This is a genomic window from Bacteroides sp. MSB163 (assembly GCF_036416795.1).
Taxonomy (GTDB): Bacteria; Bacteroidota; Bacteroidia; order Bacteroidales; family Bacteroidaceae; genus Bacteroides; species Bacteroides maternus.
Genome location: NZ_CP143867.1, coordinates 2,803,673 through 2,820,628, shown reverse-complemented (window position 1 = coordinate 2,820,628; position 16,956 = coordinate 2,803,673). Strand labels below are relative to the sequence as shown.

General features: G+C 44.0%; 12 protein-coding genes and 1 tRNA gene. 6 read left to right on the top strand and 7 right to left on the bottom strand.

All coding sequences use genetic code 11. The features are described from left to right. Positions 1-48: 48 nt before the first annotated feature. Both VYM24_RS10245 and VYM24_RS10240 read right to left on the bottom strand, forming a co-directional pair. Entirely contained in the window at positions 49-2,961 is a 2,913-nt protein-coding gene (locus VYM24_RS10245) for a TonB-dependent receptor (protein WP_330942068.1), read from the bottom strand. A 99-nt stretch (positions 2,962-3,060) separates the two neighbouring features. Then, positions 3,061-3,474 (bottom strand): hypothetical protein, encoded by a 414-nt coding sequence (locus VYM24_RS10240; RefSeq protein WP_007212300.1) that lies wholly within the window; start codon positions 3,472-3,474, stop codon positions 3,061-3,063. Positions 3,475-3,687: 213 nt separating this feature from the next. Here VYM24_RS10240 and aroB point away from each other — a divergent pair, with 213 nt between their 5' ends. Then, on the top strand, positions 3,688-4,749 hold the full coding sequence (gene aroB, locus VYM24_RS10235) for a 3-dehydroquinate synthase (RefSeq protein WP_291552044.1): 1,062 nt from the start codon (positions 3,688-3,690) through the stop codon (positions 4,747-4,749). Positions 4,750-4,838: 89 nt separating this feature from the next. On the opposite strand, the gene VYM24_RS10230 is transcribed toward aroB, so the two are convergent. Beyond that, on the bottom strand, positions 4,839-5,342 hold the full coding sequence (locus VYM24_RS10230; protein ID WP_291552046.1) for an HU family DNA-binding protein: 504 nt from the start codon (positions 5,340-5,342) through the stop codon (positions 4,839-4,841). 227 nt (positions 5,343-5,569) lie between these two features. Then, on the bottom strand, positions 5,570-6,877 hold the full coding sequence (gene guaA / locus VYM24_RS10225; protein WP_044262509.1) for a glutamine-hydrolyzing GMP synthase: 1,308 nt from the start codon (positions 6,875-6,877) through the stop codon (positions 5,570-5,572). Between the two features lie 773 nt (positions 6,878-7,650). Here guaA and VYM24_RS10220 point away from each other — a divergent pair. Both VYM24_RS10220 and VYM24_RS10215 read left to right on the top strand, forming a co-directional pair. Next, a complete protein-coding gene (locus tag VYM24_RS10220) occupies positions 7,651-8,118 on the top strand; it encodes a hypothetical protein (protein WP_291552051.1) in 468 nt (155 codons plus the stop codon). 319 nt (positions 8,119-8,437) lie between these two features. Continuing rightward, positions 8,438-8,511, top strand: a tRNA-Pro gene (locus VYM24_RS10215). 187 nt (positions 8,512-8,698) lie between these two features. On the opposite strand, the gene VYM24_RS10210 is transcribed toward VYM24_RS10215, so the two are convergent. Continuing rightward, positions 8,699-9,550: a GNAT family N-acetyltransferase gene (locus tag VYM24_RS10210; protein WP_299093426.1), complete on the bottom strand. Its 852-nt coding sequence runs from the start codon at positions 9,548-9,550 to the stop codon at positions 8,699-8,701. A gap of 148 nt (positions 9,551-9,698) precedes the next feature. On the opposite strand from VYM24_RS10210, the gene VYM24_RS10205 reads away from it, so the two are divergent. The 3 genes from VYM24_RS10205 (at position 9,699) to VYM24_RS10195 (ending at position 15,912) form a co-directional block, all read left to right on the top strand. After that, positions 9,699-12,899, top strand: coding sequence for a S41 family peptidase (locus tag VYM24_RS10205; RefSeq protein ID WP_299093424.1), 3,201 nt, complete (start codon positions 9,699-9,701; stop codon positions 12,897-12,899). A gap of 83 nt (positions 12,900-12,982) precedes the next feature. Continuing rightward, positions 12,983-14,578, top strand: coding sequence for an aspartate:alanine exchanger family transporter (locus tag VYM24_RS10200; RefSeq protein WP_291552058.1), 1,596 nt, complete (start codon positions 12,983-12,985; stop codon positions 14,576-14,578). Positions 14,579-14,664: 86 nt separating this feature from the next. Then, on the top strand, positions 14,665-15,912 hold the full coding sequence (locus tag VYM24_RS10195) for a nitroreductase family protein (RefSeq protein WP_330942067.1): 1,248 nt from the start codon (positions 14,665-14,667) through the stop codon (positions 15,910-15,912). 3 nt (positions 15,913-15,915) lie between these two features. On the opposite strand, the gene VYM24_RS10190 is transcribed toward VYM24_RS10195, so the two are convergent. Both VYM24_RS10190 and VYM24_RS10185 read right to left on the bottom strand, forming a co-directional pair. Beyond that, positions 15,916-16,527 carry a radical SAM protein gene (locus VYM24_RS10190; RefSeq protein ID WP_299093418.1) on the bottom strand — a complete coding sequence of 204 codons (612 nt, stop codon included), beginning with the start codon at positions 16,525-16,527 and terminating at the stop codon, positions 15,916-15,918. Positions 16,528-16,536: 9 nt separating this feature from the next. Continuing rightward, positions 16,537-16,926 carry a DUF2721 domain-containing protein gene (locus VYM24_RS10185; protein WP_291552067.1) on the bottom strand — a complete coding sequence of 130 codons (390 nt, stop codon included), beginning with the start codon at positions 16,924-16,926 and terminating at the stop codon, positions 16,537-16,539. Positions 16,927-16,956 lie beyond the last annotated feature (30 nt).

Here is a 16,956-nt window from a genome sequence, read left to right as displayed (position 1 = left end):
GAAAGCGAATGGAAGGGGAAACTTATAATAATAACTGGTCAGTTTACTTTAAAAACGGCGTCCGCCAAATCCACCGGGACGTCCACCAGGTCCGCCTGGACCACCGGGGCCACCAAATCCACCTCTACCCATCTTCTCACGGGCAGCCTTGTTACCAAAGATATTCAGGCGATAGATAAAGTGCACCATACAGTAGCTGTTAACACCATTGTACTCCGAAACCGAACGACCATCTGCCGTCAATGAACGGCTAATGTTACTTTGCTGCTTCAGAATATCGTACATTTCAAAACTTATCGTTGCCGCACCTTTCAGGAAAGTCTGCGAGAGTTGCGCATTCCAGATCAGCTCATTACGGTTCATACTTGAATCCGTATAACCACGACGGCTCTGATTGGCGATATTGGTAGTGAAAGTCATGTTCCACGGAGCCATCAACTGAGTATTGGCACCATAAGAGAAAGTATAAGGTTCCTGGTTATTGTCCGGACGCAGTTTATTACGTTCAGCAGTGTAAGAAATAGAACCGTTCAAACCGAATTCGAACCAATCATTACGGTAAGCGCCATTCAGACGTTCACTCAGTGTCAAGCCCGTTGTCGTATTCTTATCATCAACTTTAGTTTCCTGATTGTACAGATACGCCACATTATTCTGATAATTGATATTAGAGAATGAATTGATGGTATACTTCTTATTCTTCAGTGCCGTATTGAATCCGAACATACCGAATGCGCTCCAGTTACCATTGATATTCTTCGGCGTTGTGGTTCGTCCACCGGTCTGTTCATTGTATTCGGTACTGTTACTGATGCTGTTCTGCGTAGCCGAGAAACTGGCATGCGTCATGATACCTCGTTGAAGTTCTGCATTATACGTATTGTAGAACAAACGCATAGAGTGCGTGAAAGAAGGCTTCAAACCTGGGTTACCAACACGGATATTCAACGGATTGGAGTTATCCACAATCGGCAACAAGTTTTCCATGCTCGGCTGACCGGTACGTCCGCGATAGTTAAAGCGCAACTGGCTTACCTTAGAGAAACGATAACGGAAATCGACATTCGGAGCAAAGTTGAATACAGAACGCGTTGTATCAATCATATAATCCCCTCTCTTATAAGAAAGCTTGGAACTCTGTGGTTGGAAAGACATACCTGCACTCAACTGATACTTTTCACGAATGAAACGCAGCGATACGGATGCATCATGATTATAGTATCTATATTCGGCATATTTACCTAAGCTATCCACTGCATGATTCTCGTAACCGGCAGGTAACGGTTCGCCAATTCCCCACTCCGGATTAATCTGATACAAATCATAAGTCGTCTTGTCACTCTCGCTGTATTTATACTGGAACTGATAGCTGAATTGTAGGAAAGTGGCCCGTGCAATCGGTTCGCTATACGTAATTTGCGCACTATAATTATAGTTATTGGTCGGAGTAGTGATATACTGATTACGAATCAAAGTAGAGTCCGGATTCGTAGGAATCTGATAGTAACGTGTCATAGATTCCGTGTACTGATTATTGTCATTATCGCCATAACCGAAGCGTCCGCGGAATGTAATGTTACGTCCTCTATCATTCAGCTTACGGTTAATCTGCAAAGTTGCATCTGTCGAAATGCTTTTGCTGTCGGAAAGCGTACCGCTGTTCGTAGCATTCACGCGGATATCCTTCAATGGGTCTTCGGTGGTTATTTTATCAAAATCAAGATAATCATTCGGGTTAGCAACCAGACTGAACGGGTCTGCATCGAAGGTTCCCGACAATGAGCTCGAAGCATTATCCGTCTTACCATAAGAGAAGTTCGGGCGGAAAATGATATTCGTCATTGAATCTGGCTTCCACTCCATACGGAAATCAGCTCTGAATGTAGAATTCTTGTTCCGGTTGACTGAGTTGGAGTTGGAATATGAATTACCATTCTGCAAGAAGCGTTCGGACGAGTTGATATTAGCGATATCAGCATCATTATAATTATATTGGGCACTTCCTCCCAGTTCTATCTTCTTATTCTCTGTGGCAAAACTGATACCCAATTCTTTAGGCGCGTTCAAACCATTGTTACGACGCCAGCGGGGACCACCTCCACCACCTGAAAAGCCCTGGTTGTTCACGTTATTGGTAGAACCAATAACGGTTACCTGTGTCTTATCCACAAAATGATTTACATTTAAACGGGCTGCGTAGCGGTCTTCAGTACCCACGGCCGCATCTGCATTACCAAACCATCCACGGTTCATACCTTTCTTCACCGTCAAGTCAAGTACGGTTTCTTCCTCGCCGTCATCAATACCTGTGATACGTGCCAAGTCCGACTGCTTGTCATACGTCTTCAGCTTATCGATCATCTCCACCGGCAGATTCTTCAAGCCCGTTTTCACGTCTCCACCAAAGAATTCCTTTCCATCTACCATGATCTTTTTCAACTCCTTACCATTGATTTTCACGTTACCGTCATCATCAATTTCGGCACCGGGGAGTTTCTTCACCAGCTCTTCCAGCATGGCCCCTTCCGGTGTGCGGTAAGCACTGGAATTGTACATCAAGGTATCTTCGCTAACAGTGACCTGCGGAGCTTCTGCGGTAATCACCGCTTCGGCCAGCATCACGGCATCTGTCTTCAGAGCTAGCGTACCTACATTCTTATTGAGATTTTGAGCCGACAGTTGCAAAGGAAGTACTGTAGGTTGGAAACCAATATAGGAAACTTTCAATACATATTTCCCGGCCTTCACTTTGGGTAGAGTGAAATATCCCTGTGCTGTAGTGGCGATACCCGCCGCAAATGCACTGTCCGGTAACGAAAGTAACTGTACTGTGGCTTGTACTGCGGGCTCTTTCGTGTCATCCTCGATGACACGCCCCGCTACGGTAATGTTCTTAGTCTGTGAGAAAGCGGAAAGTGCGGTTGTCAGCAATAACACTGTTCCGATGATTACTTTTTTCATGCGCCTGTTTTTTATGAAACAAAATGTCTGTTTTTATACTGTTTCATTTGACAAGCTTTCAATGGAAAAGTTTAATGAGGTTTAAATAAAATATTCTAATTATCGACGATCTCGCTTAAACAATCTATCAACTGCCGCTTTCTTTATACCAAATTCCAGGCAAAGAACATTCAGTATCAGAAAGATCAGAAAAGAAGAAGTATCTACGCTCATGATGTCTCCTTTCGCCAGGCGATAGAGCATCCCCCCAAAGATGAATAATACGGTCAGGAACATGGCATTACGTGTAGCTGTATTACGAACCTGCTCAGTTTCCTTATTCTCGTTCTTGGTGTAGGCAAACAGAATCATCAATGCGCCAAGCATCATCAGCAGCTTAGAACATTCTTTATAAAACAAGAGGTTGGAATCCGTCATTTTCCCCAGCATCAACATCAGAAACGGAAGAAACAGTGCCAAAGCTATCACAAAATATCCTAATAGACGACAATAAACCGGTAGTAGTGCTCTCATTTTAAAATTACGAATTACTAATTATAAATTATAGATTGTGGGGGCAGATGGCAGAAACATCATGTCAGCCCATCGATTTTCAACAGGCAAAGATAACGTTTTATTGCCAAAAGAGCTATCTTTGTACCACAATTAACAAAGAAGGTATCCATCTCTTTCATAATTTAGAATCCACAATCAGTAATTTATAATTCGTAATTTGTAATTAATCAGATGAGTAAACAAGAAGTAATCCTTTGCGAGAAACTGGAAAGCAGCCTGGCAAACGCCATCGGGAATTGTCCCCATGACAAGCTCTTCATATTGACCGACGAGCATACCCACCGCCTCTGTCTGCCGCAACTCTATGACATTCCGGCACTGAAAGAGGCTACCGAAATCGTTATTGGTGCCGAAGATGTGCACAAGAATCTGGAAACCCTGGCTTCCGTTTGGCAAGCTCTGAGCGAACAGGGAGCTACACGCCATTCATTACTGATTAACCTGGGTGGCGGCATGGTGACCGATCTGGGTGGCTTCGCCGCTTCTACCTTCAAGCGGGGCATTGCCTATATCAATATCCCCACCACCCTGCTGGCCATGGTGGATGCTTCCGTAGGAGGTAAAACAGGTATCAACTTCAACGGGTTAAAGAACGAAATCGGTGTTTTCGCACCTGCCGCCAGTGTACTTCTTGAAACGGAGTTCCTGCGTAGCCTCGATGCCCACAACTTCTTCTCCGGTTATGCGGAGATGTTGAAGCACGGTCTTATCAGTACCCCGGAGCACCTTGCTGAATTATTGGCTTTCGATACGGACAAGATAGATTACGTTGCACTGAAATCAATGGTGGGCCGTTCCGTACAAGTAAAAGAGGATATCGTGGAACAAGATCCGCTGGAACACGGCATCCGCAAGGCGCTGAATTTGGGACATACCGTAGGTCATGCCTTCGAAAGTCTGGCTCTTGCCGAAGACCGCCCCGTATTACATGGTTATGCTGTTGCTTGGGGAATTGTCTGCGAGCTATACCTTTCTTATATAAAGGTAGGTTTTCCGAAAGAGAAAATGCGCCAGACCATTCAGTTCATCAAAGAGAACTACGGTGGCTTTGCCTTCAATTGCAAACAGTACGACCAACTTTATGAGCTGATGAAGCATGACAAGAAGAACACTGCCAGCATCATCAACTTCACTCTATTGAAGGAAGTCGGAGACATTTGCCTCAACCAGACTGCCGACAAAGATACCATTTGCGAAATGTTCGATTTTTATCGGGAATGCATGGGGGTATAACCTCACTGTGCACCTGTACTATTTCCCCTTCCACACTTCTACAACCCTTTATTCATAGGGGGGAGGGTAGAGTGTGGAAAGGGGATTCTTTAGGGGTTCTCAGTTATCTTTTCTTCCGGAAATTCTCCTTGCAGTTCCGCCTTCTTTTCCGCTTCCACAACTTTCTTGCTTAACATACTTGCCGGGAAGTATTTGCTCAGCGGATAGCGGAAAAATCTCATTTCCCTGCTTAATTCCCTGGTCAATCCGCGGTCAGCGGTGAAGTAAACGCGCGAAATGCGCACGGTTCCCGGCATCACGTCTTCGGGGTGTTCAAAGCCCTCGCTGGTTATCGCAATATGGAAAGAGCCCAGTCCTTTGATGGATACCGACTCCCCATTCTTCAAGGCCTCTTCTATGAAGTGAGGCAGGTCGGTCAATATTCCTTTTACATCACCTTCGCTCCTGCCCGTCCGGTGAGCGATTCGTTTTGCCAGTATGTCTTCGGTCACCCCACCTCTGGGTTGCAGTGTACGTTGCACGGCATAATACAGTTGTTTTGCACCTTCCTTAGTCTGGAAGAGCTTCTTTCTTACCAAGTAAATCATTCCCATAGTCTTTACGTGTTTTTAATTACTACCTTTGATATCTTTCTCTTATTCCTTCCATGTAAAAGATGGCATCTTTTGTAGCAAAAGGTGGCATCTTATAACACAAAAGATGGCATCTTTTACAGCAAAAGATGCCACCTTTTGTAAGAGAGACAGCAAAGATACGGAAAGTATCTTTAAATGAAGTATCCGAAAGGGCTTAATGCTCTAGCTATTTAGCAAAAAGTCTTTTATTCCCATTCGATAGTAGCGTTAGGCTTCGGAGACATATCGTAGCAAACACGATTCACATGTTTTACTTCTTTCAGGATACGATCCGTAATTTTCATCAGGACAGGCCATTCTACCTGTTCGATGGTAGCGGTCATCGCGTCAATCGTATTGACGGCACGAATGATAACCGGCCATTCGAAAGAACGGGCATTGTCGCGCACACCAACTGACTTGAAGTCGGGTACCACGGTGAAATATTGCCACACTTTCTTATCCAGTCCGGCAAGTTGGAACTCTTCACGCAGGATAGCATCGGACTCGCGCACAGCTTCCAAACGATCGCGTGTGATAGCACCCAGACAACGCACACCCAGACCGGGACCGGGGAAGGGTTGACGATAAACCATTTCATAAGGCAAGCCCAGTTCAAGACCACATGCACGTACTTCGTCTTTGAAAAGCTGACGCAACGGTTCCACAAGTTCGAACTGAAGATCTTCCGGCAGACCGCCTACGTTGTGGTGAGACTTCACCATCTTGGCTGTTTTCGTTCCGCTTTCCACAATATCAGGGTAGATAGTTCCCTGGCCTAAGAAGTCGATACCGTCCAGTTTACGCGCTTCTTCTTCGAATACGCGGATAAACTCTCCGCCGATAATCTTACGTTTTTGTTCAGGATCTTCCACACCTTCCAGTTTAGTAAGGAAGCGGTCGGTAACATCTACATAGATCAAATTCGCCTTCAACTGATTACCGAACATTTCTACTACATCTTCGGATTCGCCTTTACGCATCAGACCGTGATTTACATGCACGCATACCAGATTGTCGCCAATTGCTTTCAGCAACAGAGCTGCCACTACGGAACTGTCAACACCACCGGAAAGGGCCAGCAATACTTTTCTGTCACCCACCTGGCGACGTACCAATTCAATCTGGTCATTCACGAAGTTGGTCATGTTCCAATTAGCTTCGGCCTTGCAAGTTTCGAAAACGAAAGGCTTAACAGCTGCTTTGATAGCTTCAATATCATCAGTAAACTGTGGCAGTTTCACCGCACAAGTCGCTTTGTCATGACCGGCAGCCATCACTGGAATTCCCGCCTCGTAGATAGAAGGATTCACATCGATGGCAACGCCATCTACTATGTTACACGGTCCACCATTGATAATAATGCCCTTTACATTGGACAACTTTTTCAGTTCTTCAACGGTTATATCATGAGGATAGATCTCACTATATACACCTAACGCACGGATGGCGCGAGCCAATACCGTATTCTCATGACTACCCAAGTCAAGGATAACAATCATATCCTGCTTCATTTGATTCTGGTTGTTTTAAGTTATTGTATCAATTATTATTCACTTCTGTTTTCAAACTGTCCGCAAAGATAAAGATTTTCAGAGAGACTATAATACATTGATTCTCTAAAGTTTCAGAACAGAGTAGCGTTTTTTGGGGGAGTCATACCTTTCCGAAGATCAATTTTATTCATCGATCCTTTATTCCGGCATTGTTAATGGAAATCAGGAATCGAATTCAACTCATTATCGGAGCGGTTATGAGCTAAATGATAAATAATCTTTTAGACACGGATGACGCGGATCTTTTTTTTATCCACGTTTATAGCGCAGCCTTTTAAATCCGCGTTATCCGTGTCATCCGCGTCTAAATAATAATATACCGAATGGCGCTAATCACTTATCACCAAACACTAATCACTTTTATTCTTTTCTTTTCCATTATGAATGAATTTCAACTTCTGATTCGCATTATTAATAAAGTTAATCGGAGAACAAATGAATTTTCCTCCCCGATTTACATTGCTACTTTATTTTTTATTGTACCTTTGTGATGTCGAATATTTTTTTACCACACAGCAGGGAAACCTGCCAAGAAACCGTGACGGGCATTTTTATGTCCGTCGCCTCACTCCTATATGGCGGTCCCTGTACCCCCATGGGGAGTGTTAATGCACCTCCAAATACTAGCTGTGTGGTTTAGTGTTCGACAATGGGACAGGCAGGGATTGCTTTTTCAAATCCTTCTCCTCTCCCATGAATCGAATTATTTACCTTTTAAAACTTAACGATTTATGGAAAACAACACTCAGCCGGTAACCGCTCAGGAATTACCCAACGCAGCAATGCACCCACGCACGGGCTTCCCGTCAGAAGAAGCCATGAAAGCGTACTATCTACAACTGATTGGCATTATGAACATAACGTATGCCGAAGAGCCTTCGGAATATATAAGCTTGCAATGCCTAAAGCGCAAATTAAGACAATTCATCCATGTTCTACAATTGATAGGCACACACGAATGGGGAAATGGCATTGCAGAAATACAAGATGCCAGCGGATTCTATATGCTGCAAAGTACACTCCCGCACAAGACGCTGCTGCAAGCCAACCGGGAAATCGGTCTGCATCTGCAATTCATTACGCAACTGGCAAGCAATGTAGGTTTTCTGAAACAATTGGAAGGTATCTTATATTACCACTCTCAAAACGTAGAAAACTTGCTGAAGAAGGTGAAAGAAGAATCGACAGATACTTTCTAAAATAATAAAAGACACTTTATGAGATAATACAAGAGCGAGACGTAAAGCCATACAGCTTTCCCCCGCTCTTCTACCCGCAAACAATCTATCTTAAAAGACAGCAGCTATTTTCTTTGTATTATTTATTTCCTCAAGCAAAGGGCTATTTCTACGTGCTACTTGCATATTATACCTTGATTAGTCCTAAAATAGAATAAACTTTCCATCATAACAAATTAAAAATAAGAGAGATGTGTTATCTAACAAGATAATAGCAAAACAAAAATCAACAGAAATATTTGCTATTTCAAAATAAAGCACTACTTTTGCATCCGCAATTCGGGATGTAGCTCAGCCCGGTAGAGTACGCGTCTGGGGGGCGTGTGGTCGCAAGTTCGAATCTTGTCATCCCGACTACCGATAAAGCATTGATAATCGAAAGATTATCGATGCTTTTTGCTTTTTTACGAGTTTTCACCTAATGGTGTGGTTGACGCTGTGGTTGACGCGAAAAGTCAACCAAGAAGTCAACCGTAATTTTATGAAATTCCCCATTGATGTAAACCGCTGTATCCTAATCACTGAGCATTCCTATCCATAATTATAGCTTTCTGATCATTTCAAACTGCCTCCCTCTCACCTCTATATTCTTCGCTTTCAGAAAGCCGGTAATCGAAGTACACGAAATATCCGTATTTATAACTTTAACAGATTCACATCTATTTGACTCCAGCATCCGTTGAAGCAACAAGGAAGCAACTCCTTTTCTTCTATACCGTTTATCAACCGCTAATTGGGCAATATCACCTGATGCCGGTTCAAACACACAATATCCGACGAGACTATCATCAGCAAATACTCCCAAACTGATAAAATCTTCGGGTGACCTCGCAATGGATTCAAGACTATTCTGCCAGGAAGGTTTGAAGTCCCAGAAACCGGAGATTGAATCATATTGCCGTACATCAACAGGTTGAACGGAGTAAGGACGGTTAATGATTTTCAAATCATTCCTTATCTCTACATTCTCCTGCCTGAAGTAATTGAACTCGCGAGTAACTTCAAAGCCAAGTTTCCGGTAAACAGAAACTGCTCCTGTATTATGCTGTAACACTTCCAGCAAATACTGGCAAATACCCGCCGCTTTCAGGTATGGAATAGCATGCTCAAAAATACGGGTAACCAGCCCTTGTCCTCTGTAATCCTTAAGCGTCCCCGTTCCCGTATCATAAGCCGTCGGCATTCCAAAGAAATTCCCGATCCCATTGCAAGTGAAAGATACAATCTCATCTCCCTCGAAAGCGGCAAAGGAAAGAGATGGAGCAAAACCACGACGCTTCAACAGAGCATTGAACTGCACTTTGTTTTGTTGCACTTCATAATCGGCAAAAGCCTGATCAAAAGCTCTAAATAGTGCGTCGAAATTCGTTTTACCAAGAGAGTTGATTTCCATGTCGTTTCTTTATTAAACAAGGAGTAAATACAGAATATTATATTCGCAAATATAACAAAACAAGGAAAAAATATGAATATCAGACCATGCTTTTTCATATTTACAGACTAATTACCTATATTTGCATAAAAACGCATTAAATATACTTATGAAGAAAATTCTTGCTTACATTGCCTTTAGTTTCACGGCAATAACCAGCTATGCGACAACTCCTCTTTGGACGCGTGATGTACAAATTTCACCTAACGGAACAGAAATTATATTTTGCTATAAAGGGGACATCTACAAAATACCAGCCACGGGCGGAACAGCTACACAGCTTACTACACAAGACTCTTACGAATGTACCCCGGTATGGTCACCGGATGGCAAACAGATAGCCTTTGCCAGCGACAGGAATGGAAATTTCGACATTTTTGTAATGTCGGCAAATGGTGGAACAGCCCGGCGGCTGACTACTCATTCAACCAATGAAATCCCCTCCACTTTTACTCCGGACGGCAAATATGTCCTATTCGCGGCATCCATTCAGGACCCCGCAAGTAGCGCCCTCTTTCCCGCCGCCTCAATGACTGAGCTCTACAAAGTTCCCTCAACAGGTGGACGCACGGAACAAATTCTGGGCACCCCTGCCGAAGCTGTATGCTTCGATAAATCCGGTAAACGTTTTTTCTATCAGGACCGTAAAGGAGGTGAAAACGAATGGAGAAAGCATCATACTTCTTCCATCACCCGCGACGTATGGATGTACGATGCCAAAACAGGTTCACACACCAATCTTACCCAGCATGCAGGCGAAGACCGCAATCCGGTGTTGTCACCGGATGGACAAACCGTCTACTTCCTGAGCGAACGTAATGGCGGCTCATTCAACGTATATTCTTTCCCGATTTCGCAACCCCAATCGATAAAAACAATAACCAGCTTTAAAACCCATCCCGTGCGTTTCCTTTCAATGAGTAACAACGGCACCTTGTGCTATGGATACGATGGTGAGATTTATACCCAACAGGAAGGCTCGAATCCCCGGAAGATAAATATAGAAATCATTCGTGACGACCAGCCGCAAATAGCCTATCTGAAATATCCGGATAAAGCAACTTCTGCTACAGTTTCACCGGACGGCAAACAGATTGCTTTCACTGTACGTGGTGAAGTATTCGTCACATCTGCGGACTATGCCACGACCAAACAGATCACACATACGGCAGCAGAAGAAGATGGTCTCTCGTTTGCTCCGGACAACCGGACGCTGGCCTACGCCAGTGAACGCAGTGGCAACTGGCAGATTTACCTGGCTAGGATAGTTCGGGAAGAAGATCCGAATTTTCCGAACGCAACTTTAATAAAGGAAGAGGTGCTATTACCCTCTACCACCGTAGAACGTTCACATCCGCAATTCTCACCCGACGGTAAGGAGTTAGCTTTCATTGAAGACCGTAACCGTCTGATGGTGCTCAACCTGGAAACCAAGAAAGTACGCCGGATCACCGATGGCTCTACTTGGTACAGCACAGGCGGAGGATTTGACTATGCATGGTCTCCGGACGGCAAATGGTTTACATTGGAATTTATCGGAAACAAGCACGATCCATACTCGGATATAGGTCTGGTCAGTGCACAAGGCAATGGCGAAATTGTCAATCTGACTAATAGCGGATACACAAGCGGTTCACCCAGCTTCGTGCTCGACGGCAATGCCATTCTTTTCATTACCGAACGCTACGGTATGCGTGCACATGCTTCATGGGGTTCTCTGGATGATGCCATGCTGGTATTCCTGAATCAGGATGCATACGATAAATTCCGTCTGAGCAAAGAGGATTACGAACTATATAAAGAAGCAAACGCCGACCGGAAAAAAATAGCGGAAAAAGATAGCAGTAAGGTAAAAGATATCGTGGTAGAGTTGAAAAACATAGAAGACCGCATCGTGCGTCTCACTCCAAACTCATCCAATATGGGAAGTACCCTCATCTCCAAAGATGGCAAAACCCTCTATTACCTGGCAAGTACCGAAGGTGGACGTAACTTATGGAAGATGGATCTGCGCAAGAAGGAAACCAAGCTACTCCACAAAGTAGATGCCGGATGGACTTCTCTGGAAATGGATAAAGAAGGAAAAACTCTCTTCATTCTGAACGGTAAGAATATGCAGAAGATGAACATGGCTTCCGATGACCTGAAGCCCATTAAATATCTTGCTCAGGTAAAACTGGATCTGGCGGCCGAACGCGAATATATGTTTGACCATGTATACAAGCAACAGCAAAAGCGTTTCTACAATACCAATATGCACGGAGTCAATTGGGATGCCATGACGGCAGCCTATCGTAAGTTTCTGCCGCACATCAATAACAATTATGACTTCTCCGAGCTTTTAAGTGAATGGCTGGGCGAATTGAATGTCTCTCATACCGGAGGCCGTTTCTATCCGGACGGTCAAAGCGAGCCTACAGCCAGCCTGGGGCTACTTTTCGACTGGAACTATCAGGATAAAGGAATGCTCATTGCCGAAGTGATAGAAAAAGGTCCGTTCGACAAGGCTACCACAAAGGTGAAAGCCGGCGTTGTCATTGAAAAGATTGACGGCAAAGAAATTACTCCCGAAACCGATTATTACGTGCTTCTCAATGACAAGGTTAAAAAGAAAACTCTTGTTTCACTCTATAATCCTAAAACGAAAGAGCGTTGGGAAGAAGTAGTAATCCCCATCAAGGACAGTGAACTCAGCGCATTGCTCTACGAGCGCTGGGTAAAACAACGTGCGGCAGATGTTGAAAAATGGTCGAACGGCAAACTGGGCTACGTGCACATCAAGTCTATGGGTGATGACAGTTTCCGCTCCATCTACTCGGACATTTTGGGAAAATACAATAACTGCGAAGGTATTGTCATCGACACACGTTTCAACGGAGGCGGTCGTCTGCACGAAGATATAGAAATACTGTTCAGTGGTAAGAAATATTTCACACAAGTGGTTCGCGGTCGTGAAGCCTGCGATATGCCCAGCCGCCGCTGGAACAAGCCATCCATCATGTTGACGTGCGAAGCCAACTATTCCAATGCACACGGCACACCGTGGGTATACAGTCATCAGAAACTGGGCAAGCTGGTAGGTATGCCTGTCCCGGGCACTATGACCAGTGTATCATGGGAACGCCTGCAAGATCCTACCTTGGTATTCGGTATTCCTGTGATTGGTTACCGCCTGCCTGATGGCAGTTATCTGGAGAATACTCAGTTGGAACCGGATATCAAAATAGCCAACTCACCCGAAACAATTATAAAGGGCGAAGATACTCAGCTGAAAGTAGCGGTAGAGGAATTATTGAAACAACTACATTAGATAGTGATTATTAAGGAGCCAGACTATGAATTTGGCTCCTTTTTCCGTACCTTTGCGGCAAAATCAACAAATAATCTAAATTCATGTTTGCTGACCTACTTAATTCCTCCTATTTCGCCCTCTTCCTCATTGTCGCATTGGGTTTCATGCTGGGAAAAATCAAAATCAAAGGTTTATCACTGGATGTTTCCGCAGTTATTTTCATTGCTCTTCTCTTCGGACACTTCGGTGTAGTCATTCCTAAAGAATTAGGAAACTTCGGATTGGTACTTTTCATCTTTACTATCGGTATCCAGGCCGGTCCCGGTTTCTTCGACTCGTTCCGAAGCAAAGGAAAGACCCTGATCATCATTACCATGCTGATTATCTGCTCGGCTTCTCTTACAGCTGTCGGGCTCAAATACCTATTCGACATCGATACGCCTAGTGTGGTAGGTTTAATAGCCGGTGCGCTGACCAGTACACCGGGACTTGCCGTAGCCATCGACAGTACAAATTCTCCGTTGGCATCCATTTCCTATGGTATCGCTTATCCGTTTGGAGTTATTGGTGTCATCCTGTTTGTAAAACTGCTCCCCCGTATCATGCGTATCGATCTGGACAAGGAGGCCCGCCGACTGGAAAAAGAACGTCGCGGCCAATTTCCCGAACTGACAACCTGTATCTATCGTGTTACAAATCCTGCCGTATTCAACCGCAGCCTGATGCAAATCAACGCACGGGCCATGACAGGAGCTGTTATTTCACGCCATAAACATGATGAAATCATTTCCATCCCCACAGCACAAACGGTGCTCCATGAAAATGATTATATACAGGCAGTGGGCAGTGAAGAAGCTCTGAACCAGCTTTCAGTTTTAGTCGGAGAACGCGAAGAGGGCGAATTGCCTTTAGTAGACACGCAAGAGATCGAATCCTTATTGCTGACCAAAAAGGATATGATCAATAAACAATTGGGGGATCTGAACCTGATGAAGAACTTCGGATGTACTGTCACACGTGTTCGCCGAAGCGGTATCGACCTGTCTCCATCGCCGGATCTGACTTTAAAATTCGGTGATAAACTAATGGTGGTAGGTGAAAAAGAAGGACTCAAAGGATTGGCTCGCTTGCTGGGAAACAATGCTAAAAAGTTATCAGACACAGACTTCTTCCCTATCGCAATGGGTATTGTTTTAGGGGTATTGTTCGGTAAGCTGAATATAACTTTCCCCGGTGGTTTATCTTTCTCCCCGGGATTGACGGGCGGTATTCTGATTGTGGCTTTGTTTTTAAGTGCAATTGGTAAGACAGGTCCTATTCTATGGTCTATGTCCGGACCTGCTAATCAGTTATTACGCCAGTTAGGCTTGTTGTTATTCCTAGCCGAAGTCGGCACCTCGGCAGGCACCAATCTTGTAGCGACTTTCCAGGAAAGCGGCTGGTTGCTATTCGGAGTAGGTGCTGCTATTACGCTGGTACCTATGTTAGTAGCGATGTTCGTCGGACTGTTTGTTTTCAAAATCAACATACTCGACTTGTTGGGAACCATCACCGGTGGTATGACTAGTACTCCGGGACTTGCAGCGGCTGATTCTATGACTGACAGCAACATTCCGAGTGTGGCTTATGCTACGGTTTATCCTATTGCAATGGTATTCCTCATACTGTTTATTCAGATTATTGCAACTATGGTTTAAATGACGGAAGGTTACTTTTTAATAAGTACTTGCTATTTTCAGCAAAAATCCCCTAAATTTGCATACACTATAAATAGCAGCTAAATATGAAAACATTAAAAGCCCAAATCATCATTAGCCTGATAACCTATTTCTTCCTGGTTCTGGCAGTCACCATCTGCAAGGGAAACAAGTTTGGGAACATTCTTTCTGAAAACGAAAATACAACAGAAAGCCAAACAGGAACTTCCGGGATACTACGACATACAGATGACGGAGTACAGATAATATCTACCCGGCAACTAACAAAAGATATTAACGGCTATGGTGGAAATATACCTCTGGAAATCTATATAAAAGATAACCGTATTCTAAAAGTAGTAGCTCTGGAAAACTCCGAAACACCCAGCTACTTTGCCAAAGTACGGAACAGCGGTCTGTTACAACAGTGGAACAATCTTTCACCGGAGGAAGCAATCCATAAAGAAGTGGATGGAATATCCGGAGCCACAGAGTCTTCCGTAGCTATTATCCAGTCCGTACATAAGGCCATGGAGTATGCAAAGGAGCATTCGGCAGACAAACCGGCAAGTGCTTTCAGTTTCGACTGGATACTTTTCCTGGGATTACTGGCAGGTATCGCATTATGTACCCTAATCATCTCATATCTTTCTAAAAGGCCCAAAGAGCAAACAATGCACTATGCGCTGAACACTTTCAATCTAGCTTTGGTTATAGTAGTAACTGCATTATCTATCCAACCAAAACCCAATCAACTTAATAAGATGGAGGAACCTACCGTGAAACAGGATAATAAACTTTCGGTTCTTGACAACATACATGCAAGAACCAGTATTCGCTCTTATCAGCCTAAAGAAGTAGAAGATGAAAAAATAGAGCAATTGTTAAGGGCTGCCATGGCAGCTCCTACAGCAACCAACAGGCAACCTTGGGCTTTCATTGTCATCAGAAACAAAGAAACGATGAATGAACTGGGTTCTACTCTTCCTTACGCCAAGATGGTAAAAGACGCTCCGTTGGCTATTGCCGTATGCGGAGATTTAACCAAAGCTATCAGTGGTGCGGGTATGGAGTACTGGGTACAGGATGCCTCCGCCGCCAGTGAGAACTTGTTGCTGGCTGCACAAGCTTTAGGATTAGGAGCTGTCTGGACAGGCGTTTATCCCATAGACGAACGGGTAAAAGAAGTACAGAAAATACTCCAATTACCCGAACAGATTGTTCCTCTGAATGTAATCCCTATCGGTTATCCGGCAGAGAACCCACTTCCGAAAGATAAATGGAAACCGGAGAATATACATTATGACCGTTGGACGGAACCTGATAAGAAGTAATTTTTAAGTTCGGTACGTAAATACATCAAAATGACTCAGTCCCATAGATCTTAGCAAATCTATGCTATGCGTAGTATCCTCCTCCTTATTATATTGCGGAATAAGGGGGATACGGACTGTGATCTGTTCAGCTTTTCCGTACTCTATAAGCCAACGCAGGTTTCCGAGCACCTGATGATTGCTTCTGCCTGTGTAGTTTTGATAGATCTCATCATTCGTATCCTTGATATCTACGATATAGTCATCTACCACAGGCAATAGAATCTCCAGATGCTTCCGGGGTACATTTAAAGACGTTTCTACTGTAATCCTCCACTCCTTCCCACAAAGTTCCCGGAAACGGCTGATAAATTCACTTCGCAGACAAGGTTCACCACCACCAAAGGTAATACCACCACGAGTTGCAAGAAAGTAAAGTTCATCTACTTTCACCCTCTCATACAGTTGTTCGCAGGAATAAAGCGGGAAATCAAAATCATCAGATAGAGACTGAGGGTTCAGACAATACTTGCAACGCAAAGGACAACCATGAAAAGCCACCAATGTAGTCACTCCCTCACCGTCAATCAGCAGGCGGTGCCTGTTCACTCCTAATATGGGGACAAGATTACTCATTCTATCCGGTTATTCATTCATATCATTCAGATGTATCTCTAAAGCCTTCACCGAAATATAAATCTCGTACACAGAGATAGCCAGAGAGATAATCAGCAACACCATTGCCAGTCCAAAGATATAGATGGATACAAGATAAAGTTGTATATAAATAAAGAACATGCTTACGACACACAACAATAAGCTGCCTGTCCCTGTCACCTGCATAGCACGCGTCAGATACAGACGTTTACGAAGATTGGCAATCTGTGCCGCAGTTACCGACGAATGATTTTCCCGGTATTGTTCCTTCAAAGTACGTACCAACTGGGCATACGACATAAAACGGTTGGTATAAGCCAACATAATCAATGAAATTGCCGAAAACAACAGAGCCGGAGTCGTTAAATCTATTTCCATATTTCCTATTTCTTTAATATTATAACCTCA

What these genes read in the sequence shown, in the direction of transcription:
- VYM24_RS10190 (WP_299093418.1), bottom strand. Translation starts at nt 16,527, where the DNA reads ATGAGTAATCTTGTCCCCATATTAGGAGTGAACAGGCACCGCCTGCTG.
- VYM24_RS10205 (WP_299093424.1), top strand. Translation starts at nt 9,699, where the DNA reads ATGAAGAAAATTCTTGCTTACATTGCCTTTAGTTTCACGGCAATAACC.
- VYM24_RS10240 (WP_007212300.1), bottom strand. Translation starts at nt 3,474, where the DNA reads ATGAGAGCACTACTACCGGTTTATTGTCGTCTATTAGGATATTTTGTG.
- VYM24_RS10220 (WP_291552051.1), top strand. Translation starts at nt 7,651, where the DNA reads ATGGAAAACAACACTCAGCCGGTAACCGCTCAGGAATTACCCAACGCA.
- VYM24_RS10245 (WP_330942068.1), bottom strand. Translation starts at nt 2,961, where the DNA reads ATGAAAAAAGTAATCATCGGAACAGTGTTATTGCTGACAACCGCACTT.
- VYM24_RS10185 (WP_291552067.1), bottom strand. Translation starts at nt 16,926, where the DNA reads ATGGAAATAGATTTAACGACTCCGGCTCTGTTGTTTTCGGCAATTTCA.
- VYM24_RS10200 (WP_291552058.1), top strand. Translation starts at nt 12,983, where the DNA reads ATGTTTGCTGACCTACTTAATTCCTCCTATTTCGCCCTCTTCCTCATT.
- guaA (WP_044262509.1), bottom strand. Translation starts at nt 6,877, where the DNA reads ATGAAGCAGGATATGATTGTTATCCTTGACTTGGGTAGTCATGAGAAT.
- VYM24_RS10195 (WP_330942067.1), top strand. Translation starts at nt 14,665, where the DNA reads ATGAAAACATTAAAAGCCCAAATCATCATTAGCCTGATAACCTATTTC.
- aroB (WP_291552044.1), top strand. Translation starts at nt 3,688, where the DNA reads ATGAGTAAACAAGAAGTAATCCTTTGCGAGAAACTGGAAAGCAGCCTG.
- VYM24_RS10210 (WP_299093426.1), bottom strand. Translation starts at nt 9,550, where the DNA reads ATGGAAATCAACTCTCTTGGTAAAACGAATTTCGACGCACTATTTAGA.
- VYM24_RS10230 (WP_291552046.1), bottom strand. Translation starts at nt 5,342, where the DNA reads ATGGGAATGATTTACTTGGTAAGAAAGAAGCTCTTCCAGACTAAGGAA.